This window comes from Ferrimonas sp. YIN67 (assembly GCF_057219095.1).
On the sequence record NZ_JBXVVJ010000001.1, the window covers coordinates 41,717 to 61,467 of the forward strand.

15 protein-coding genes are annotated in these 19,751 nt (G+C 58.1%); 9 read left to right on the forward strand and 6 right to left on the reverse strand.

The genetic code is table 11. The features are described 5' to 3' along the window. Window positions 1-59: 59 nt before the first annotated feature. Window positions 60-950 carry a LysR family transcriptional regulator gene (locus AC2D8U_RS00135; protein WP_484617003.1) on the reverse strand — a complete coding sequence of 297 codons (891 nt, stop codon included), beginning with the start codon at window positions 948-950 and terminating at the stop codon, window positions 60-62. A 124-nt stretch (window positions 951-1,074) separates the two neighbouring features. On the opposite strand from AC2D8U_RS00135, the gene AC2D8U_RS00140 reads away from it, so the two are divergent. The 4 genes from AC2D8U_RS00140 (at window position 1,075) to AC2D8U_RS00155 (ending at window position 6,826) form a co-directional block, all read left to right on the forward strand. Next, window positions 1,075-2,406 (forward strand): amidohydrolase, encoded by a 1,332-nt coding sequence (locus tag AC2D8U_RS00140; protein WP_484617004.1) that lies wholly within the window; start codon window positions 1,075-1,077, stop codon window positions 2,404-2,406. A 249-nt stretch (window positions 2,407-2,655) separates the two neighbouring features. Beyond that, window positions 2,656-3,408: a hypothetical protein gene (locus AC2D8U_RS00145; RefSeq protein ID WP_484617005.1), complete on the forward strand. Its 753-nt coding sequence runs from the start codon at window positions 2,656-2,658 to the stop codon at window positions 3,406-3,408. A gap of 34 nt (window positions 3,409-3,442) precedes the next feature. Continuing rightward, on the forward strand, window positions 3,443-4,456 hold the full coding sequence (locus AC2D8U_RS00150) for a helix-turn-helix transcriptional regulator (protein WP_484617006.1): 1,014 nt from the start codon (window positions 3,443-3,445) through the stop codon (window positions 4,454-4,456). 861 nt (window positions 4,457-5,317) lie between these two features. Further along, window positions 5,318-6,826 (forward strand): amidase, encoded by a 1,509-nt coding sequence (locus AC2D8U_RS00155; RefSeq protein WP_484617007.1) that lies wholly within the window; start codon window positions 5,318-5,320, stop codon window positions 6,824-6,826. Window positions 6,827-7,028: 202 nt separating this feature from the next. On the opposite strand, the gene AC2D8U_RS00160 is transcribed toward AC2D8U_RS00155, so the two are convergent. Continuing rightward, the gene (locus AC2D8U_RS00160) at window positions 7,029-8,579 is read right to left on the reverse strand and encodes an amidohydrolase family protein (RefSeq protein ID WP_484617008.1); all 1,551 of its coding nucleotides are present in this window, start codon (window positions 8,577-8,579) and stop codon (window positions 7,029-7,031) included. A gap of 643 nt (window positions 8,580-9,222) precedes the next feature. Between AC2D8U_RS00160 and AC2D8U_RS00165 the strand changes: the two genes are divergently transcribed. Then, window positions 9,223-10,509 (forward strand): DUF1800 domain-containing protein, encoded by a 1,287-nt coding sequence (locus AC2D8U_RS00165; protein WP_484617009.1) that lies wholly within the window; start codon window positions 9,223-9,225, stop codon window positions 10,507-10,509. A 2-nt stretch (window positions 10,510-10,511) separates the two neighbouring features. Beyond that, window positions 10,512-11,582, forward strand: a complete 1,071-nt coding sequence (locus AC2D8U_RS00170; RefSeq protein WP_484617010.1) for a DUF1501 domain-containing protein — start codon at window positions 10,512-10,514, stop codon at window positions 11,580-11,582. Between the two features lie 288 nt (window positions 11,583-11,870). On the opposite strand, the gene AC2D8U_RS00175 is transcribed toward AC2D8U_RS00170, so the two are convergent. Next, window positions 11,871-12,374: an ASCH domain-containing protein gene (locus AC2D8U_RS00175; RefSeq protein ID WP_484617011.1), complete on the reverse strand. Its 504-nt coding sequence runs from the start codon at window positions 12,372-12,374 to the stop codon at window positions 11,871-11,873. 131 nt (window positions 12,375-12,505) lie between these two features. Here AC2D8U_RS00175 and AC2D8U_RS00180 point away from each other — a divergent pair, with 131 nt between their 5' ends. Next, the gene (locus AC2D8U_RS00180; RefSeq protein ID WP_484617012.1) at window positions 12,506-12,970 is read left to right on the forward strand and encodes a CreA family protein; all 465 of its coding nucleotides are present in this window, start codon (window positions 12,506-12,508) and stop codon (window positions 12,968-12,970) included. Window positions 12,971-13,030: 60 nt separating this feature from the next. Then, the gene (locus AC2D8U_RS00185; RefSeq protein WP_484617013.1) at window positions 13,031-14,287 is read left to right on the forward strand and encodes an MFS transporter; all 1,257 of its coding nucleotides are present in this window, start codon (window positions 13,031-13,033) and stop codon (window positions 14,285-14,287) included. Between the two features lie 13 nt (window positions 14,288-14,300). On the opposite strand, the gene AC2D8U_RS00190 is transcribed toward AC2D8U_RS00185, so the two are convergent. Further along, on the reverse strand, window positions 14,301-15,530 hold the full coding sequence (locus AC2D8U_RS00190) for a cation:proton antiporter (protein WP_484617014.1): 1,230 nt from the start codon (window positions 15,528-15,530) through the stop codon (window positions 14,301-14,303). Between the two features lie 63 nt (window positions 15,531-15,593). Continuing rightward, the gene (locus AC2D8U_RS00195) at window positions 15,594-16,403 is read right to left on the reverse strand and encodes an MBL fold metallo-hydrolase (protein ID WP_484617015.1); all 810 of its coding nucleotides are present in this window, start codon (window positions 16,401-16,403) and stop codon (window positions 15,594-15,596) included. 215 nt (window positions 16,404-16,618) lie between these two features. Here AC2D8U_RS00195 and AC2D8U_RS00200 point away from each other — a divergent pair, with 215 nt between their 5' ends. Next, a complete protein-coding gene (locus tag AC2D8U_RS00200; protein ID WP_484617016.1) occupies window positions 16,619-18,343 on the forward strand; it encodes a sensor domain-containing diguanylate cyclase in 1,725 nt (574 codons plus the stop codon). 24 nt (window positions 18,344-18,367) lie between these two features. Here AC2D8U_RS00200 and safD read toward each other — a convergent pair whose 3' ends face one another. Beyond that, the gene (gene safD / locus AC2D8U_RS00205) at window positions 18,368-19,738 is read right to left on the reverse strand and encodes a sulfoacetaldehyde dehydrogenase SafD (RefSeq protein WP_484617017.1); all 1,371 of its coding nucleotides are present in this window, start codon (window positions 19,736-19,738) and stop codon (window positions 18,368-18,370) included. Window positions 19,739-19,751 lie beyond the last annotated feature (13 nt).

Here is a 19,751-nt window from a genome sequence, read left to right on the forward strand (position 1 = left end):
ACGTCCACGGCTGTTCATCAAGCCCTCCGCTTAACGCTCTCACGGTAACGATCGGGGAATTAGCATAGCCTGTCCAGACTCACCTTCTTCACCGCCTGGATAGCCGTTCGGATCTCGGCGTAACGCTCTCCGTTGAGGCCATAGTAGAGGCACAGACGCTGAGCAAAGGGTTTGAGTACCTCCACGGGGGAGAGTGCCACCAGGGTCCCGGCTTGCACATGGGGTTCGGCCACGGCGTGGGGCAGGATCCCCCACCCTCCCTGACGGATCATGGCGATCATCATAGCCTGATCTGCCACCCAGTGGCAGCGATCCGACAGGCGCAGATCGGCAATACCTCCGGCCTGGGGATCGGCCGTCATATATTGGCGCTCACGACGCAGTGCGGCCTGGGTCAAGGGCTCTTGAGTGGCCAATTGGCTCAGTGGCATCGCATAGGCTCCGAGGGGGAGCCCTCCCAAGTTTACCGATTGGATCTCAGAGGCGGTCATGGCCCGGTTATGCGCCGCCATGATCGCCAATTCGGCTTTTGCCTCGGTTAACTGCCGGTACGCCTCATCTCGATTGGCACTGCGCCAGTTCAGCGCCAGGATCGGATTGCTGCTCAAGATCGCCGCCTCGATCTGGGCCAGGTAATCCATCGGCAACAGGGGATCGTAGAGCAAGGTGAGTTCGGTCAGTTCGCTACCGAGCAGCGACTGCGCCAGCCATTGAAAATCCCCCGCCTGCTTACTCAGGTGCAGTGCCCGCGGATAGAGGAAGTGGGCGTTTTCCGTCGGTTTAACACGCTTTCCCGTCACCTCGAAGAGCCGTTGGCCGATCAGATCCTCCATGGCACCGACGTGTTCCCGTACCGTACTGCGCTCTTTATTCAAGGCCCGTCCGGCGGCGCTGTAGGACTGACATTCGTACACGTGTCGAAAGCAATGGATCTGTTCCAGGGTGATCATAGCCACTCCAATGTAGGGGTATCCCGCACATTATGCATGTGTTTGTTGATATTTTCTTGCGTAGATTCGGCAGCAGTTCGTAAAGCAAATGCATTGACCAATTAGGATAAGGGAACAACAAACAATGAAAACACAGCGATTTCCCCGCCGTTTGACCGCCACTATGGTTGCGGGACTGCTGAGCTTGTCAGCCTATGCGAACCCAGCTCTTGAGCAGGTCGAGCTCGACACTCCTCATCTGCTAGCCGTGTATAAGGACATTCATGCCAACCCGGAGTTGGGTTTTATGGAGTATCGCACCGCGGGGATCGTTGCTAAGGAACTCGAAGCACTGGGTTTTGAGGTCAAAACGGAAATTGGCGTAACCGGGGTGGTGGGGGTCCTGCGTAACGGCGAAGGCCCGACCGTGATGTACCGCGCCGATATGGACGCCAATGCGGTCGAAGAGGTGACCGGCTTGCCGTACGCCAGCCAGGTAAAGGTAAAGAACCTGGACGGGATCGAGACCCACGTCTCTCACATGTGCGGTCACGACGCCCACACCACCTGGATGATCGGCATGGCCCGCGCCATGGCGGCGAACAAGGCCAACTGGTCCGGCACCCTGGTCGTGCTGGCTCAGCCCGCTGAGGAGCCCATCGAAGGGGCGTTGTCCATGGTCAATGACGGCCTCTACACCACTCACGGCGTGCCTAAGCCGGACTATTTCCTGGCACTGCACACCATCCCGCTGCCAACCGGCACCGTGGTGGCGTCGCCAGGCCGGATCAGCACAGGCTCTGAGCATATTGATATCACCTTCCACGGTGTCGGCGGCCATGGCTCAACCCCGCAGGAAACCAAGGATCCCGTATTGATGGCGGGCCAAGCGATCACCCAGTTGCAAACCGTGGTGTCGCGCTTCACCGATCCGGCGGAAACCGCCGTGCTGACCATAGGCGCGGTGAACGCCGGGGTCGATAACAATGTGATCCCGGAAGAGGCGACCCTGAAGCTGAAGTTGCACTTCTCCACCCCTGAGGTCCAGAAGGTGATGGTGGAGGGGATCAAACGGATCTCCGACAGCATCGCCCTGGCCAACGGCGTCGATGAAGACAAGATGCCGACCTACACCCACAAGGGTTATGCCGCCGCCGTGGTCAACGATGACGCCCTGACCAAAGAGATCCAAGACTCCCTGCGTGATGCCTCTTTCGTCGACACCGTCGTGCCACAGTTTGCGATGGCGGGTTCAGAGGATGCCACCACCCTGGTGGAGCAGATCCCAGGGGTGAAGATCGCCTACGTCAAGGTGGGCACCGCAGAGCCTGGGTTGGTGGCTGCTGCCCGTGCCAAGGGGCAGTTTGTTCCCTTCGTACCCCACAATGGGGATTACCAGGTCGATCTGAATGCCATCAAGAAGGGCACCAAGGTGGCTACGACCCTGGTGATGGACCGACTGGGTAAGCAGAAATAGTCAGACACCACCAATGCCAAGCTGAGGGCCTTTTTAGGCCCTTTCTCCACCTTGCTCACAGAATGCGCCGGTGGCGCATTAGGGCAAACGAATGGCGCACAAGGGAAAGCCGCAATCCCCACCTCTGGTAGCATGACTATCTGAAAGATGTGCACATAAGCCAGTGATTGTATTGGCAAATAATGAAGTTGGGACATGTGTGACCAGAAGGTTGCAATTTACACCCTGCCCGTTACAAAGGAAATGATAGTGAAACGATTGCTGATCCTGGCCGCCCTGTTCGGCCCCCTGTCCCTGGCCCAGGCCGAAGAAACCAAAGAAGAAGCGCTGATCGATCCCTCCGATCTGACCCGGGTTTACACCCAGGCTGCGGTCTTTGTTACTTCTGACGCTAACCTTCGCACCTCCGCCATGGCGACCGGTGCCTGGAGTGATGACATCCAGTTCGCCGGCTTTGTCGAAGCCTACTGGGGCGATCGCCGGAATGAAGATGAATTTGGCATGGACTACCTCAATGGCCGCGCCCAGTACTTCCAGGTACACGCCATTGATAATGGCCTGATGCCTCGGATCGGCTTTAGCACCGACTTTATGCACTACAGCAACGTTGGCGCAGATGACAGCAAGATCGCGGCGTTCGGTGCCATCGGTTTGATCAACCCTAAATACACCGGCGGCAAGCTGATGGTGTTCCCGAACCTGGCCTATGCCACAGGTTCCATGTTTGGTGAAGACGTGGATGGCTACGCCGCCAACCTGTATGCCACCCTGCCTATCGGCGGCCAAGGTGCCTTTATTCAGTTTTCCCCTGAGTTCTTGAGTCTGTCTGGCGATACCCTGAATATCGACACCATGACCTATAACGGTTTTATCAGTGCGCCGATCAACCAAAGTCGCACCCAGTGGCTGATGACCAAGGTGTCACACACGAACCAAACGGTTAACGGACTCGGCGACGAAGGCGATCTGGTCGTCGAAGTCGGCTACAAGTGGTTCTTCTAAACCGGGCTTAACCCCGCAAAGACGATAACAAAAGGTGGCCTGGCCACCTTTTTTCTTTACCCTGTTCCCCATGGAAAAACACTCTCTTCGCGACATTGGCGCCGAACAGGACTATCGAGTCCACCCCGGCTGGGCCCGCCTGCTTAGCTTGGGCGAAACGGTGCAGGATATTCGACACCTGCGGGAGTACCTGTTTGCTCTGCCGGAGCAACGCAGGGATCTGCCCGCCTTACTGAATGATACTCATCCAGTAAGTCCGCTCACCTTTGACAGTTACAGCCTGGCCCTGTGGACCGCACCGTCTTTATTGCAGGCCCTGAAACTGGTGGCCCGCTTCAGCGCTGTGCTCAGCATTCCCTTCCGCCTGCAGCTGCACGAATCGGGCAGTGGAGACGCCGAGCTGTGGGTCTTTGATCACCTGGAAGAGCGCGCCAATACCCCAGTGTCCGTCGTCGGAACCACCCTCTACCTGGCCACCCTGATCCGTCTACTACACGGAGCAAGTGGCTGTGTCCCCCTGCTGGCGATCGGAAACTGGCCCTACGAACCCCATATGCGATCGATGGCCGAGCAGGCGCTGAACTGCCGGATCCAAACCGGCAGCCCACTGCGCAAGTTGTGCTTTCGCCGCGATCAGCTTGAGCGGCCCTTGCCCCATAGCAACGATGCCATCCATGGTAACAGCAAGAACCTGTTGCGGGAGCAATTGGCTTTGTTGGAACGGCACAACATGGTGGTCAAGGTACAGGTGGCACTGGCGAACCTGGACGATCTCAATGGTGTGGACTCGGCGACTATCGCTCATCAGCTAAGGATCAGCACTCGTACCCTTAACCGACGTCTATCGGCCCAAAGCACCAGCTTTCGCGCCCTGTTCGATGAGTTCCGGTTAGAGCGTGCCATGGCACTGCTGTCCCTCGGGCAGGCTAACCTGACCGACATCGCCTATCGATTGGGCTTTGCCGATCTCAGCAGCTTTTCCCGTGCCTTTAAACGATGGACTGGACATAGCCCCTCAGGACTCATGAGAGCAGGGAAGCAAAATTGAGGAAAAACTGCTCTTACGGACTCAGGCATACCTGCACAGCGCTTGCCTTGTCTGTACCAAGTCAATTTAATCCCCTAAAAACCTATCCGTGTGAGCCAGACTCAGTTACTTAAACATGAATCAGTAGAATGTTAAACGTAAACAAGTCGCACACTCACCAAACCATCAGACAGATTTCACGGCCACTATTGAAAACGTAAATGTCGCGAGATGATTAGCCAGGTGTTAAATTAAGGAATCACAATTTTCTTTGATTTCTTGATTAAAAACCAAGGCCTTTGGCTTTTTCCCGTTACAAGAATGGCATTTAAAATACGAGCAACAGTTCCATTAACCCATCCGTTGCCGTTACTTCTCTTCTAATATCCAGCCACAGAAAATTGGATTTTCATAACAAGTGCCTTCGACCTATAGGTTGGCCCACGAGCCGACCAAAAACACCGCCACAGAAGAGACAAGTACCATTAATATCAAAGGTATATAAGGGAAGGCGATTCCATCACAGGTGCGCAACGAAAACTTTAGGCACAAGTCAAATCACGTCCATCACCCGCAGCAACATGCTCGCAGCAAAATAAACCCAACCCTACACTTATACATCATGCATTAACAAACCCTTTCCATTAAACGAGGCTTTTATTTGGGAAGGCGCAAATAGGCTAGACCAGTTCAAACTTTTCAACCTTATCTATTGAGAACATTCTGGAGTTCGGTCACTAATGGTTTCCCCTCCATATAAAGCTCCCGTCAAATGCCCCTGTTAACTATGGCAAACAAGGGTGAGCGTGTGACTTTAAAGAGTGGATAGAGATCATAAAAAAGTGTCTTTACGGACCACTGAAATTAAATCAGGAGAGACCAATGGTAACGCGCAGACGATTTATTCAGGGCACCTCAGTGGGACTGGCCGCCATGGCACTGCCGTCCTGGGCGGGCTCCAGCACCCCCAAAACCCCCATCGACGCTTTCATCGATTATGACGCCGCTGGCCTGGCAAACCTGGTTCGCACCAAGCAGGTTTCCGCAAAAGAGCTGATTCAAGCCACGATTGGCCGCATCGAAGCCCTGGATGGCCCGATCAACGCGGTAACGACCCGAACCTTCGAACAGGCCCTCGAAGCGGCGGAAAACGTGGATCTTGACGCGCCACTGGCGGGTGTGCCTTTCCTCTTGAAAGACAATGTCAATATGGCAAACGTTCGTACCAGTAATGGTTCCGCTGTATTTCAGAACAACGTGCCGACCGAAAACGCGCCGATGGTGGATGCCCATCAAGCCGCTGGCCTGATCCCCTTGGGCAAGACCAACATGCCGGAAGTGGGCCTGATCCCTTCCACCGAGAGCAAGTTTCTCGGGGCCTGTCGCAATCCCTGGGATCTGGAGCACTCAGTGGGGGGCTCCAGTGGGGGGTCTGCCGCCGCAGTAGCGGCAGGGATCTTGCCGCTCGCTCATGCCTCGGACGGTGGCGGCTCTATTCGCATTCCGGCCTCCTGTGCCGGCCTGTTTGGCCTGAAGCCGAGTCGGATGCGAATGCTGGCAGGCTCATCGGATCAAGCCGAGCATATGGTGGATGGCTGCATCAGTCGCAGCGTTCGTGACAGTGCCCTGCTGTTTGCGATGACCCAAAACCGAACGGCGGGTGCGCCGCTTAAGCCCCTCGATGTGGTGACCGGGCCAAGCAAACGACGCCTGAAGATCGGCTTGTGTGTGCCTAACTATTTTGGCCATATGCCCCATCAGGATGTACGAAACGCCATCGAAGCGACCGCAAAACTCTGTGAGTCTCTGGGCCATACCGTGATGGAAGTCGCGTTGCCATTCAGTGGTGCTGAATTCGAGGAAAACTTCCATGCGATTTTCGCCGAGAAGACTTCCCAACTGGTGGCGGCCGTCTCAGCCATGAGTGGCAAACCGGCGGCGGAGTCCGGATTGCTCGAGCGCTTTACCACGGACTTCGAACTGGCTGGCCGCTCTATTGGCAGTGATGGTGCAGCAAAAGGCCACCAGTATATGGCGAAACTGGACGGCACCGTGGCGCAATGGATGCAGTCCTTTGATCTGTTGCTAACGCCGGTACTGGGCACTCCACCACCAAAGTTGGGCCACCTTTACGATCCGAGCCTCGACTATGAAACCATGGCTCGCCGCGTGTTTGATTATTTGCCGTACACCCCGGTACAAAACGCCCTGGGTTTGCCGGCGATGTCGGTACCGCTGGGCATGAGCCGCACCGGGTTGCCGATCGGCAGTCACTTTGTCGCTAAGATGGGGGATGAACAGACCCTGTTTGAGCTGGCCTATGAACTGGAGCTGGCTCAGCCTTGGGCGCACAGGTGGGCACCGCATTCGGCGAAGATGTTGGGGGCTTGATTCTTCCCATTCCCTCCTAGGGGGATACCCTTCGAACCCATGCCAGTCAGTCCCCTGACTGGCATTTTTTGTACGCCAGCTTTGCTGGTGCAAGGCCCGACATTATCGAGCCACAACAAAGCCAGAATAACGAGGTCCAACACAGGACGTCATGCCGGGCCTCGTTGCTTTAGATCTTCGCGGCCGAACTTGCCGCTGTCGTTCAATCCTTAGACTGCTGCGCTCGAACCGGCATCCCAGGATAGCGACCACTCACCACTTCGCCATTCTCGACCACGGCAACACCGTTAACAATGACATGCTGAAAGCCGACCGAGGGCAGGCTGTTAAAGCCCGTTGGGTAATCGGCGGTGCCATTGACGGTAGCGGGATCAAACAGGGTGATGTCAGCATAAGCCCCCTCCTGCAGACGGCCGCGCAGCGCCATCTCCGGCGCCACTGGCTCCAAGAAACGCGCGGGCAACAAGCTGGTCTTGGCCAGGATCTGAGGCAGACTGAGCTTACCACCGTCGAGGGCCATACGCAGGTAACTGCCGTAGGTGCCTGCACCACGTGGATGCCCCAGGCCTTCGCCGTAGGCGGTCTCTTCCGGCAGCAGTTGACCTTTGTCGTCCGAGAACACCATGCCGTCACTGCCGATGATCACGCTCGGGTGCTCCAATGCCACCATCATATCCGGGCGTTTGATGTGATTCATGATGAACATGCCAAAGGGCTGTTCACTGCGATAGCGGTTAAAGCTCTCTTCGGTCAGGGTTTCGCCGGTCTCAACCCAGTTGAGATCGCCGTAATCCATGTCCATCCGCTGCTGCCAGCCTGGGCTCAGGATCTCAGTACCGATAAAGGTGGAACCGTGCTCATAGGGGAACATCTCGCCGACAATGTTGGCCCCATTGGCGTTGGCTTCATCGATAAGATCCAGGACAAACTTAGTATCGGCCAGGGCATTGGTCGGCACATGGTGCAGCAACAAGGGGACATCATAGCTGGTGGACAGGGCAATCATCTCCTGCAGTCCCAGTACCCCGGAAGGTTGGAACAAGCTGATGTAGCGCGCATGGGCGGTAATAAAGCTGTCGTGATCGGCGGCCACTTTGGCAGCTCGAGCCATCGCCTCACTGCTTTCATCCTTGTAATAACCCGCCATGATCCCAACCCCGAGGCCACCGGCCTTGAGGCCTTCGGCGATCAGGGTATCGATCTTATCCAACTCCTCATCCGTTGCCTGACGTCCTGCCCACTGGTTTCCGGTGGCGGCGGCTTTATGCAGCATCCCCGTCAACATGCCCGGACCTTCAGGGTCGATGCCGTCCATCACCCAGGCCCGTGCCATGGCGTGACCGACCGAGGTGCCATAGTTGGACAGAGAGCGGCCGGCCTTGTAGTCGTAGTATTTGTCGATGGGCATAGAGCCGGCTTCCAGATCCATCTGGGTGGTTTTGCCGTCGAGGGCACCGATCCGGATGCTGTAGGGATCTTGGCCATGGACATGCAGATCGATAAAGCCTGGTGCGGCAATCAGGCCCTGAGCATCGATCTCCTGAGTGCCCCGAAGTGGTTCATCGGTAATAATGGCAATACGGTCGCCCATAACCCCGATATTGCCGATCCTATCCATCTGGGTTTCCGGATCGATAATACGGGCAGCATTGATCACGACATCATACTGAGTCTGGGCGGCTTGAAGCCCCCCTGAAAATACCATCAGAATACTGAGACCGAGACCGGTCAGTTTAGGTGCTGAGAAATGCATGGATCCTCCTGTGTGATAGACCGTCTGGCAGCAAGGCTAGCCAAGCCGGTGCAAACAATGGTGGCTTGATGGGTTACCGTTGAACGTCGAAAAGCAGCCGGCCTCGCTTTGCTGACGCTAACCTCTAAGCGAAACCCGAATAGCCCAGACAATAGGAAAGTCTCACAGCAAATAGAACCAGATTATTAGCAACTTGAGATGCTGATTCACTTTATTAGTCATGGTAATTTTCCCACCCCTTCCCTCCTTCGTTGAGTCAACAAGAGATAAGCTTAACCATTTGTTTATTAATGATTTTAATCCGAGTGCTCGCCACGGCGTCACATTAGGGCCTCGAATATCTGGTGCTTTCCATCATTCCCTAACCGGTGAAACCTAGCCTCCCTCCTTTCCGCTCTCATCGTGAAATGTTCAATCATCGGATCCCAGCGAAACCCGGGCAAGGGGCCGGACAATAGCAACACCACGTCTCTGCCCCCTGCAGAGAGTGCCGACCATTCAATACAGAAAAACACAAGTTGTTACATCCGAATGCAAATTCCAACATTTTGGCTAACTTCTTCGACGTCCAACGGGTTATGCTGATCAAGCTCTTCATCGATTAAGGCTATGTCATCTTGGATGGAATTCAGGGAGATCGTGGATGAATAACAACCTGATCGCGTGTAACCGCTTTGGCTTAGGCCCCAAGCCCGGAGAGTTATCACGCATAAAAGAGATCGGGCCCCAGCACTGGCTCGAACAACAGTTGAATGAAACGCCCCCCCTGCTTGATCTGGCGCCATTGGAGGCATTATTGGCCGCTCCAAGCCGCACGAAAGATCCTGAACAACGCAAACAAAGAAAGAGATTGGAACGAAACGAGTATCACCGCCAAATTCACTTTCGCCACCAGCAGGCCTTAACTACCGACGCCCCCCTGCTGGAGCGGCTCAGTCATTTCTGGAGCAACCACTTCGCGGTTTCTGTGGACAAACGGGCTGTCTTTATCCATGCCGGCGCCATGGAACAGGAGGCGATCCGGCCCCACCTGACCGGGCGCTTCATCGATATGCTCATTGCCGTCGCCCACCATCCCGCCATGCTGCTCTATCTGGACAATGTGCAATCCGTTGGCCCCGACTCGCCCACGGGCCAAAAACGCAATAAGGGGCTGAACGAAAACCTGGCACGAGAAATTCTCGAACTGCACACCCTGGGTGTCAACGGCCCCTACGACCAGGCAGATGTAGAAGGCCTGGCTGCCATGCTCACCGGCTGGGGACTGCACCGGGACACGAGCCCTGAGGGTCTTTCTCCGCCCCGCTTTATTTTCAGGAAGCAGACCCACCAGCCCGGCGACAAATCCCTTCTGGGTAAAAATTACCCGGAGAAAGGCGAACAGGAAGCCAAACAGGCTCTGACTGATCTCGCTCGGCATCCCGCCACCGCTCAGTTTCTCGCCACCAAACTCGCCAGACACTTCATCGCTGATCAACCCGCTCCGGAGCTTGTCGCCAGCCTGAGTCAAGCCTACCTGGACCACGACACCAGCCTCAAGGCGATGGTCACCGCCCTGATCCAACATTCGGAAAGTTGGAAACCACGACGACGAAAGTGGCGCACGCCGATCCAATACATCTATGCCACGGGACGGGCCATTGGTATCGAAAAAAGCAAAGAGATAGAACACCTGGCACGACAACTTGCACAGCCAACCTACGAACCGGGCTCGCCAGCGGGTTGGCCCGATACTGCCCAGGAGTGGCGCTCCCCCTCTGCCCTGGTAGGGCGGGCGGAAGTCGCACAGCTGATCGCCCAGCGGATCCGCTGGCAACCCGAATCCTTGGCCGCAGATCTGGGCCTGTCACCGGAATGGCCTCCTGGTCGTATCAGCAAGGTCGATCAACGCTACCTACTGCTGATGCATCCACAGGTTCTGGAGGTGTAACCATGACCACCACACTCGAACGTCGCCATTTTCTCAAAGGCGGTGCCAGCTTGTTGGCCCTGTCAGCCCTGCCACTCCAAGTCTGGGGCGCCGGTGAACGCCAGCAGCGCTTTATCTGGATCACCCTGCGTGGTGGCTGGGATGCCCTCTCCGTTGTCGCCCCCCTGGCCGATCCGACACTGAAGGCCTTACGGCCAAATCTCGTTCCGGCACTGCTTAAAGACAAACCAACGCCCCTGCGCGATGGTTTTGCACTGCACCCTGCCCTGCCTTCGGTTGCCAATTTGGTCAAAAAACGGCAGGCATGTGCCCACCTGGCCATCGCAACCAATTACCGCCAACGTTCCCATTTCGATGGCCAGGCCTTCCTGGAGAGCGGATCGGTACTGGGTCGACAGGGTTGGTTGAACAGTGTGGCGGGGCAACTCTCCGTCAAGGCCGAGGCGGTCGGTCCCAGGGTTCCCTTGATCGCTCGGGGCAGCGCACCTGTGACTCACCAACTGCACAATAAACTACAGACCCCGGGAGAGCAGCGCCTGGCAATTCTTCGCGAGTGGTATAAGGACGAACCACGTCTCTCCGGGCTGCTCCAACAGGCCCAGGCTCTGCCCGAACAGCAGCCCGGCAAGATGGCCGCCCAGGCCAAAGCGCTGGGTAGGGCTATGGCCAAACCCTCAGGGCCGGTTCTGGCAGCATTTGAACTGTCGGGTTGGGATAGCCACTCCAATCAACACAGCCTGCTGACCCGTCGCCTGCTCCAACTCGATGAAGTGATCAGCAGCCTGATCGAAGGCTTGGGCGAGCGCTGGCCCGATACCCAGATCTGGATCGCCTCGGAGTTTGGCCGCACGGTCAAAGAGAATGGCACCAAGGGAACGGATCACGGCACCGGCGGGCTCGCCCTGCAACTGAGCGGCGCAGGCCGGTTACCTCCCATTGCGGGGCAGTGGCCTGGCCTGGATAAAAATGCCCTGTTTGAGGGGCGGGATCTGATGCCAACCCGGGATCTCCATCAAGTCGTCCAGGCCGCACTGGAAAAGCAGTTCTCCCAGCCCCTGCCACTGCTGAGCTAACGTCACTCCATTAGTCAAAACCTCTCAGAGCAGTAAGCGGGCCGAATGGCCCGCTTACTGCTCTGTCTGAATGGACAAACAACCCACCCTAGTGCCGAAGGGGAGGGGGAATTCGCTGTTGCGGCTAAAAGTTTCTGAAAAGAAAGCCAAAACTCGATGCCCCACCAGGTATCTTCGCCGACTTCGAGGACGATGCCTGCAGGTAATCGCTACGCAGTGCGAAGACACGAGTGGCGAAAAAAGACAGAAATCCGTATCGAGCATCGCCGCAGGGAGGCAAACGGGGAGTCAGAGCGGGGCGCGCAGCCGGGACGAGTCCCCTTTGGTTGCTGTCGCCAACGCGACAAGGATGCTGGTGGCTAAGTCTATGAACAGATTAAGGTAGTTCAGTGCAACAGTTATCTGGTACACAGCCTGAAAAAAGGGCCAGTGCACCCTACGCCAATACGCCAAAGAGCGGTCCCCCTCCCCTTCGGCATAGGCAAACTCGGCATCCACCGCCTGATAGGGGCATTCAATAACCTGAGTGGTTTCAATAAGACAAACCGGCGCCCCGTCCCAGTTGGTGATCAGGGTCAAACGCCCCACTTGGGGCAAGGGGGTATCGGCCAGAACATAGAGGGCTTTTAGGCTGCTGGTTGCGGTTTTTACACCGCGACGAACCAGTTCCGCCAGGGCATTGGCACTGTCTTCATCATCGCAAAAGTGCTCAATATGCGGCTCAGCACTCACCGGTTCCTGGGGCAAACCGTCCACATAGGCTTGCCAGAACTGCTCAACACTCGGGATCATTCGGTCACTCCTTGACGCCGTTAGAGGTCAAGAGAATAACTCCAAAGTCTTGGAATAAAGGGAAAAATTTAAAATCCGAGATAAAACTAATACTCTGGTGACCTTACGAACCCTAAAAAAGGCTGTCTAACGTGAAACGCAAACACCTCTCCTGGCTACTCCTGCCCCTCCTGCTCTCAGGCTGTGGCGACAACACGGGCAAGGTCAGCCTGGGCTGGTTCACCATGAAAGACGTGGTGATCCGCGACTTTGCCGATCCCCAGATCCCCGGTGTCACTTGCCACATCGCCTCGGTGGAGGCCAACCTCTCCCTGGCGGATCCCTCCAACTCCAGCATCGCCTGCCGCCAGACCGGGGAGATCTTCCCCCGGGATATCGCCGGGATCGATCACAGCCAAAACGGCGAACTGGTGTTTAAACAGAGCAAGAGCATCCTCTTTAAGTCCCTCAAGGTGCGCCGCATCTATGATGCCAACAACCAGACCCTGCTCTACCTCTCCTACTCCACCAAGGAGACCGAGGGCAGTCATAAGCACTCACTCAGTACGGTAGCGCTTTGGGGCACCCAGGCCTACTCGGCACAGAGTCGCGACTAAACGCACTGACACTCACCCTATTCGCCTCCATGCGAAATCACCTAAGGAAACCCTATGTCAATGGCCAAGGAGTACAGGCCTCCCGCTCTTTCCCAACTCGCCCTCTATGCCCTGATGGGCAGCCTGACGGCCCTCTCCCTCAATATCCTGCTGCCCGCTTACGACGTGCTGGCCAACCAGTTCCAGCTCCAGGATCCCACTGGGTTGCAGTACAGCGTATTGCTGTTTGTCTTTGGCATGTTTTTTGGGGAATTGATCTCCGGCTTTTTCGCCGACCGCCATGGACGACGCCTTACCCTGCTGTGGAGTCTGGGGTTGCTCTGCCTGGCCTCCCTGCTCTGCCTGCTGGCCGTGCACTATGAACAGCTGTTGCTGGGTCGACTGTTCCAGGGGTTCGGGGCGGCAGGCGTCAAGATCGCCGGACGCGCGCTGATCCGGGATCAGTACGTAGGCGTGGATATGGCGCGGCTCAGCTCCCTGCTCAACCTGGCCCTGCTGGCCGTGCCCTTTATCGGCCCCCTGTTAGGTCAATGGATCACCGAACAACTCCACTGGCGTGGGATCTTTGTGCTGATCTTCGCCCTAACCGCCCTGACCGCCCTCTGGATCTACCGCAGCCAACCGGAAACCCTGCCGCCGCAGCAGCGCAATACCCAGGGACTCAGGGCCATGCCCAGCTTGTTGAACCAGTTTGTTCGCCATCCCCAGGCCTGCCGCTACACCGTCGTCGCCGGACTGATGTTTGGCGTACAGCTAAGTTTCTCCTCCCTGGCCCCCCTGCTGTTTCAAGATCTTTACCGAGTGCAAGGCGCCTTCCCCCTGCTGTTTGGTGGGATCGCCTGCGCCTTTGGCCTGGCCCTGTTGCTCAACGCCATCTGGGTCCGGCGTCTGGGGATGCACACCCTGCTGTATGGCGCACTGCTGGGGTTGACCCTATTGGGCCTGCTCGGTGCCCTGCCACAGCTCAATCACTGGCTCAGCACCGAGCTGTGGGCCGGTTTCCTCTACCTCTGCCTGATGATGTTTGGGATCGGCCTGGTGTTTGGCAATATCATCGCCCTGATCATGGAGCCCCTCGGGGAAGCGGCGGGGATCGGCGGGGCCTTCAGTGCTGCCCTCTCCACCCTGGTGGCGCTGGCCCTCAGCACCCTGGTGGGCGAGCTCTATCATGCTCAGATCACGATCATCGCCCTTCCCCTGTGCGCTGCGGCCGCCCTCTCCGCCTACCTGGTGTGGCAGGCCCAGCACCGCACCGCGACCGCCTTTGGCTACTCACGCTCGCCCCAGAGGGCTCGGACACCACTTTCCGGCGACTAAGGGCAAAGGGGGATCACCGGGCGCTTTGACCTGACGAGATCCAGGCCATCAGGCGGGCAAAGGTGGTGCCTTGAACCAACAGGGAAAAGAGCACCACGGCAAACACCATGGCCTGTACCGTCCACCAACCGGGCAGGCTGATGGGCAGGGAAAGTACCAGGGCGACGGCGATCACGCCACGCAGCCCTCCCCAACCCAACAGCACAGGCCAGCCCGTCGGCAGGCCACGGCCAAGTCCCCGCAGCCCCGCCTGACAGATCGCGATGGCCACAAACCGGGCCAGCAGGGCTGCCCCGATGGCATAGAGCATCGCCAGGTAACGCTCGGCAAACATGTCGTAGGTGATCACCAAGCCCATCAGCACAAAGACCAGCAGGTTGAACAGCAGGGCCAGCCACTCCAGGGCGGGCCCGATGGCCGTCGTGGATGCGGTGTCTCTGGCCGTCGCCAGGCGGGCCCGACAACTCAGGGCGGCACAGACGACCGCCATGATCCCCGAGACATGGAATCCATGTTCGGCCAGGTAGAAGCTGCCAAAAGCCAATAGCAGGATCATGACCACCGAGGACTCCGGCCGCGCCAGCCAGGGGATCAACACAGCGACCAGTACACCAGCCACCACACCGATCAGCGCACCGCCGAAAAACACCTTGGCGAAATTCCAGAGTACCCCAAAGGCCTGGATCCCTTCGCTCTCCCCCTGGGCCAGCATCACCAACAAGCCGAACAGCACTACGGCGGTGGCGTCATTGAGCAGGCTCTCCCCTTCAAACAGGGTGGTCAGATCCTTGGGCGCCTTCAGCTCGGCCAACTTGGCCACCACGGCCACCGGATCGGTCGCCGCCAATATCGCCCCGGCAATCCAGGCCGTCAACCAGGGAAATCCGGTCTCGTGTCCCAGCAAACCATAGAGGAGCAGGGCGATCCCCCCGGCGGTGATCACTACCCCCAGGGTCGCCAGCAGGCCTGCGGGCAACAGCCAGCGACGCAACCGCTCCAGCTCCAGATGCCAGGCGGCCTGAAAGATAAGGATGGGCAGGAACAGGTAGAACACCAAAGGCTGAACATGATTGAAGCGCAGCGCAATATCCAGCCCCGTCAGGGTGATCAGGCCGCCACCGGCGATCCCCGCCAGCAGCGCAGCCAGGGTCACATCCAGACGCAGCAGGCGGTGTAATGCCAACCCCAGCACCGCCATCAGAACAAAGGAGAGGATGGGTCCCATCAGCTGTGCGATCATCATTCCTCCGGCTTCCCAGATCTGAGCCGCCCGACACCGAAGTCGCCCAATAGGATGACGGGGCGCTCAGCCCAGCGGCACCATCAGTGCCTGGGTGATTAAGTTACGTTTAGAGAAGTTATAGCCGCTGAGGTAGGCGGGGAGATCTTCTTTGCCCAGTAACTGAGGGACGATCTGATCCGGGGTCATCCCCTGGGCATGAAAGGCCTGGGCCCGTTCGCACAGGGCCAGGGTGCAGTCGAGCTTGTCTGCCATCGCCCGCTTGCCGTTATGCACTATGCCACGATGGGCACACAGCAGGGTGTCAAACTCCAGTGACAGCACCCGTTTCATACTCTCGATCAACTGGCCGAGGTTTTCATCGCTGCGCAGGTAGCGGATCGCCCGGGCGAGGTAGAGATCACCGGTAAACAGGATCCCCTGCTGTGGCAGATGAAAACAGTGCAGATCCTTGCTGTGGCCCGGGGTGTGGACGGGAAGCAGCTCCGTGCCGTCATCCAGCAAAAGGCGCTTGGGCAGGGGCTGGGTCCGTACCGGTACCGGGCGTCCCCAGACCAGACGCTGTAACAGGGGAGTGGCGTAACCCGTGGCCAGCTTGCCCAGCGCCTGAGCCGGGGCATAGGGCAACAGGCGGCAGTGGCGACTGATATTATGGGCATTGCCCATATGATCTTCATGGTGGTGAGTCAGCAACAGTTGACGTACGGGCGCTTCGTCGACAAAGGCCCGCACCGAAGACCATTGATTGACCGGACCGGCGTCGATCAGGGTGTCACCGACTCGGTAGACGATAAAGGTGGTGTTCATTCCATAGGCCAGGCGACCGACCCGGATCCCTAGGATCCTTCCGTGCTGAAAACGTTCTCTTATCGGCATGTTAAAGGGCTGAAGAGGCTTTAGGGGCTAGCCTAGCGCGATCGCTTCATCTTCGGGATCCCCCATATGGATGAGCCCCTCATGGGGCCGTCGGCACCCGATTGAGTCGGGCTTAACACCGCGGCAAGCAAAGGTTTTACCACCGCGTGTTACATACTTCTGCAGCCGTGGACTAGGCTAATGGTACTGCCGACTCAGACGATCAGGGAATGATGATGAAGAGCAAGCTGCGTTTCCTCCTGCCCACCTTTTTGCTGGCCACCCTGCTGATCCTTGCCCTGGCTTTCCTGGAGCGTCACTTCGAATTGATGCTTGAGTCCAATATGGAAAACAAGGTAACCCGCATCACCCGGCTCACCTCGGTCATGTTTAAACGTGAACTCCAAGACTCCCAGGCTTTTGATCCTAAGTTCTTTGCCGATGATGTGGGCTCCTCCCTCAACCTGAGGATCACCCTGATCGATGCCAACGGCCGCATCATCGCCGATTCCGACGTCAACCAAGCCGCCATCGGAGAGCTGGACAACCATAATGATCGCGCCGAGGTACAGGCAGCCAGAGCCGACGGGATTGGTAAAAACATGCGGATCAGCGAGTCACTGGGGACCGAGTTTCTCTATGTCGCCCTGCCAACACTCGTCACCCCCCCCAATGGTACTCAGCAACAATATGTGGTGCGGGTCGCCAGCCCCATGGCCTACCTGGAAAAACAGATGAACCAGTTGCGACTCTGGGGGATCTCGGCGGGCGCTGCTGGCTTACTCATGATCATCCTTCTGGTCATCCTATTCAATCGACTGATCGATAAACAGGCCGCCCAGTCCCGAGAGCAGCTAGAGGGCAAGGTCCAGGGGCGTACCCATGAACTCCTGATGATGCAACAACTCGGCGGACTGATGAGTGCCTGCACCAGTATCGAGTCGGCCTGCAAGGTGATAGAACCCATCTTTGCCCAGTTGCTGCCCAACAGCCGGGGCGCCATCGCCCTGCTCAAGGCCTCACGAAATCGACTGGACCTGGTCTCCTGCTGGGGCGGTGCCCAAACCAATGGCGACTGGTATGGTCGGGATGAGTGCTGGTCCCTGCTCAAGGGGCACACTCATCAAAGTCACGATAATCAGCTGACCATCCAGTGTCAGCACAGCCATCCCGAGATGACCGGCTGTGAACTCTGTATCCCTTTGCTGGCTCAGGGGGAGACTCTGGGTGTCATGCACCTGCAGTTCGAACAGGCCAGCGCCATGGCGGCGAGTCGTAGCCTGGCCGAATCCCTCTCTGAGCAGGTGGGCTTGGCCCTGGCCAACATCCTGCTGCGGGATAATCTGGCGCAACAGGCGATACGGGATCCGCTTACCGGATTGTTCAATCGACGCCATCTGCTGGAAGTGATGGAGGGGCACATCGCCCACGGAGTGCGTTATCAGCAAGCCCTGAGCCTGATCATGCTGGACATCGACCACTTCAAGCGTTTTAACGACACCTTTGGCCATGATGCGGGAGACTATGTCCTCAAACAGGTGTGTCAGGAACTCAAGGGAACCGCACGCACCTCGGACATTGTCTGTCGCTACGGTGGTGAAGAGCTGTGCCTGCTGTGCCCCAATACCGGCAGCCAGGATGCGGCGATCCTGGCCCACCGTCTGCTGAAACTGGTGAGCCTGCAGGAGCTGATCCACAATGGCCAGGCCCTGGGCAGGGTCACCCTCTCCGCCGGGATCAGCTGTTGCGAAGGTCATGAGGTGTCCACCGATGTCCTTATCAAACAAGCGGACGAAGCCCTCTACCGGGCCAAGGAGAAGGGTCGCAACCGTGTGGAGATGGCCACCGGCTTAACCGTCATCAGCCAACCACAGGCCACGGAGACACCGATCCCGGCACCGTTTCTGCGCAAGGAGTCCGACAAGGAGGTGGTTCAACAGCAAGACGGCACCCCGGCCTGAGCGGGCAGATCAGGAAGACCCAGCTCAGATCACCAGGGTCTTCTGAATGCTCATCTCCCGAATGGCGTACTTGACCCCTTCGCGCCCCACCCCGGAGGCCTTCACCCCGCCAAAGGGAAAGTGTTCGGCGCGAAAGCCCGGTCCATCGTTGGCGGCCAGTGTCCCAACCTCCAGCGCCTCAAACAGACGGCGGATCACCCGTAGATCATGGCAGAACACCCCCGCCTGCAGGCCGTAGGGGGTGTTGTTGATCCGCTCAATCAGCTCATTCAGGGTATCAAAGCGAGCCAGGGGGATCACAGGACCAAACAGCTCCTCGACCATCAATTCACAATCGTCGGTTACCCCCTGCAAAATGGTGGGCGCAATCACATTGCCCTCCCGGCTTCCGCCATGCAGCACAGTAGCCCCCGCCTCCACTGCCTGGGCGATCCCCGCCATCACACGATCCGCCGCCACCGAGTTGATCACCGGTCCCACAAAGGTCTCCTCCAGGGCCGGATCCCCCACCTTGAGCTCCCGGGTTTTGGCCAGCAGCAGATCGCGGAAGGCATCGTGGATCTCAGTGTGGAGGAACACCCGCTTGGCCGCGGTGCAGCGCTGCCCCGCAGTGGCAAAGCGCTGGTTGATCGCGGCATTGACCGCCGCCTCGATGTCGCCGTCGGGCATGACGATCAGCGGATCATTGCCCCCCAGCTCCAGCAAGAGTTTCTTGTAGCCGGCGGCGGCGGCGATCGCCTCGGCCGCGGCGGTGCCGCCGGTAAAGTTCACCGCATCGATATCCGGATGGGCGATCAGCGCGGCCATCTGGGGCAGATCAGGGATGCACAACTGCAGTGTGTCCTCGGGGATCCCCGCCTGGTAACACAGCTCGGTGAGCAGGCGGGCCGAGGCCGTATTGGCTGGTCCCGGCTTGAACAGCACGCAGTTGCCCGCCGCAAAGGCCGGACCGATCTTGTGCATGGCGATGTTGATGGGGAAATTAAAGGGGGTAATGGCCAGCACGGTCCCCAACGGCCGCCAGCACACCACGCCGATCTTGCCCCGGCTTGGCCCGTAGGCGTCCGAGTCCAGCGCTTCCCCCTGGATCTGCCGCGCCTCCTCGGCGCTGGCGATGGTGGTATTGATGGCCCGAACCAGCTCCACCCGGGCATCACTGAGGGTCTTACCTGTCTCCTGGGTGATCAGGGCAGCCAGTGTCTCGGCATGACGCTCCAGCAAGCCGGCCAGGGCGCGCAGAATATCGGCACGCTGATGCGCCACCAGGCTGCGCTGGGTCTTCTGGCCCTGTTTCAATCGGGCGATGACGGTCGCGATCGCTTCATCGCTGGCGTACTGGTACTCGCCGATCACCGCCTCATTGTAAGGGTTTTCCACCAGGTAACTTGTCGACATACCACACTCCTTG

What these genes read in the sequence shown, in the direction of transcription:
- AC2D8U_RS00195 (WP_484617015.1), bottom strand. Translation starts at nt 16,403, where the DNA reads ATGCCGATAAGAGAACGTTTTCAGCACGGAAGGATCCTAGGGATCCGG.
- AC2D8U_RS00190 (WP_484617014.1), bottom strand. Translation starts at nt 15,530, where the DNA reads ATGATGATCGCACAGCTGATGGGACCCATCCTCTCCTTTGTTCTGATG.
- AC2D8U_RS00185 (WP_484617013.1), top strand. Translation starts at nt 13,031, where the DNA reads ATGGCCAAGGAGTACAGGCCTCCCGCTCTTTCCCAACTCGCCCTCTAT.
- AC2D8U_RS00160 (WP_484617008.1), bottom strand. Translation starts at nt 8,579, where the DNA reads ATGCATTTCTCAGCACCTAAACTGACCGGTCTCGGTCTCAGTATTCTG.
- AC2D8U_RS00165 (WP_484617009.1), top strand. Translation starts at nt 9,223, where the DNA reads ATGAATAACAACCTGATCGCGTGTAACCGCTTTGGCTTAGGCCCCAAG.
- safD (WP_484617017.1), bottom strand. Translation starts at nt 19,738, where the DNA reads ATGTCGACAAGTTACCTGGTGGAAAACCCTTACAATGAGGCGGTGATC.
- AC2D8U_RS00175 (WP_484617011.1), bottom strand. Translation starts at nt 12,374, where the DNA reads ATGATCCCGAGTGTTGAGCAGTTCTGGCAAGCCTATGTGGACGGTTTG.
- AC2D8U_RS00200 (WP_484617016.1), top strand. Translation starts at nt 16,619, where the DNA reads ATGAAGAGCAAGCTGCGTTTCCTCCTGCCCACCTTTTTGCTGGCCACC.
- AC2D8U_RS00170 (WP_484617010.1), top strand. Translation starts at nt 10,512, where the DNA reads ATGACCACCACACTCGAACGTCGCCATTTTCTCAAAGGCGGTGCCAGC.
- AC2D8U_RS00135 (WP_484617003.1), bottom strand. Translation starts at nt 950, where the DNA reads ATGATCACCCTGGAACAGATCCATTGCTTTCGACACGTGTACGAATGT.
- AC2D8U_RS00155 (WP_484617007.1), top strand. Translation starts at nt 5,318, where the DNA reads ATGGTAACGCGCAGACGATTTATTCAGGGCACCTCAGTGGGACTGGCC.
- AC2D8U_RS00140 (WP_484617004.1), top strand. Translation starts at nt 1,075, where the DNA reads ATGAAAACACAGCGATTTCCCCGCCGTTTGACCGCCACTATGGTTGCG.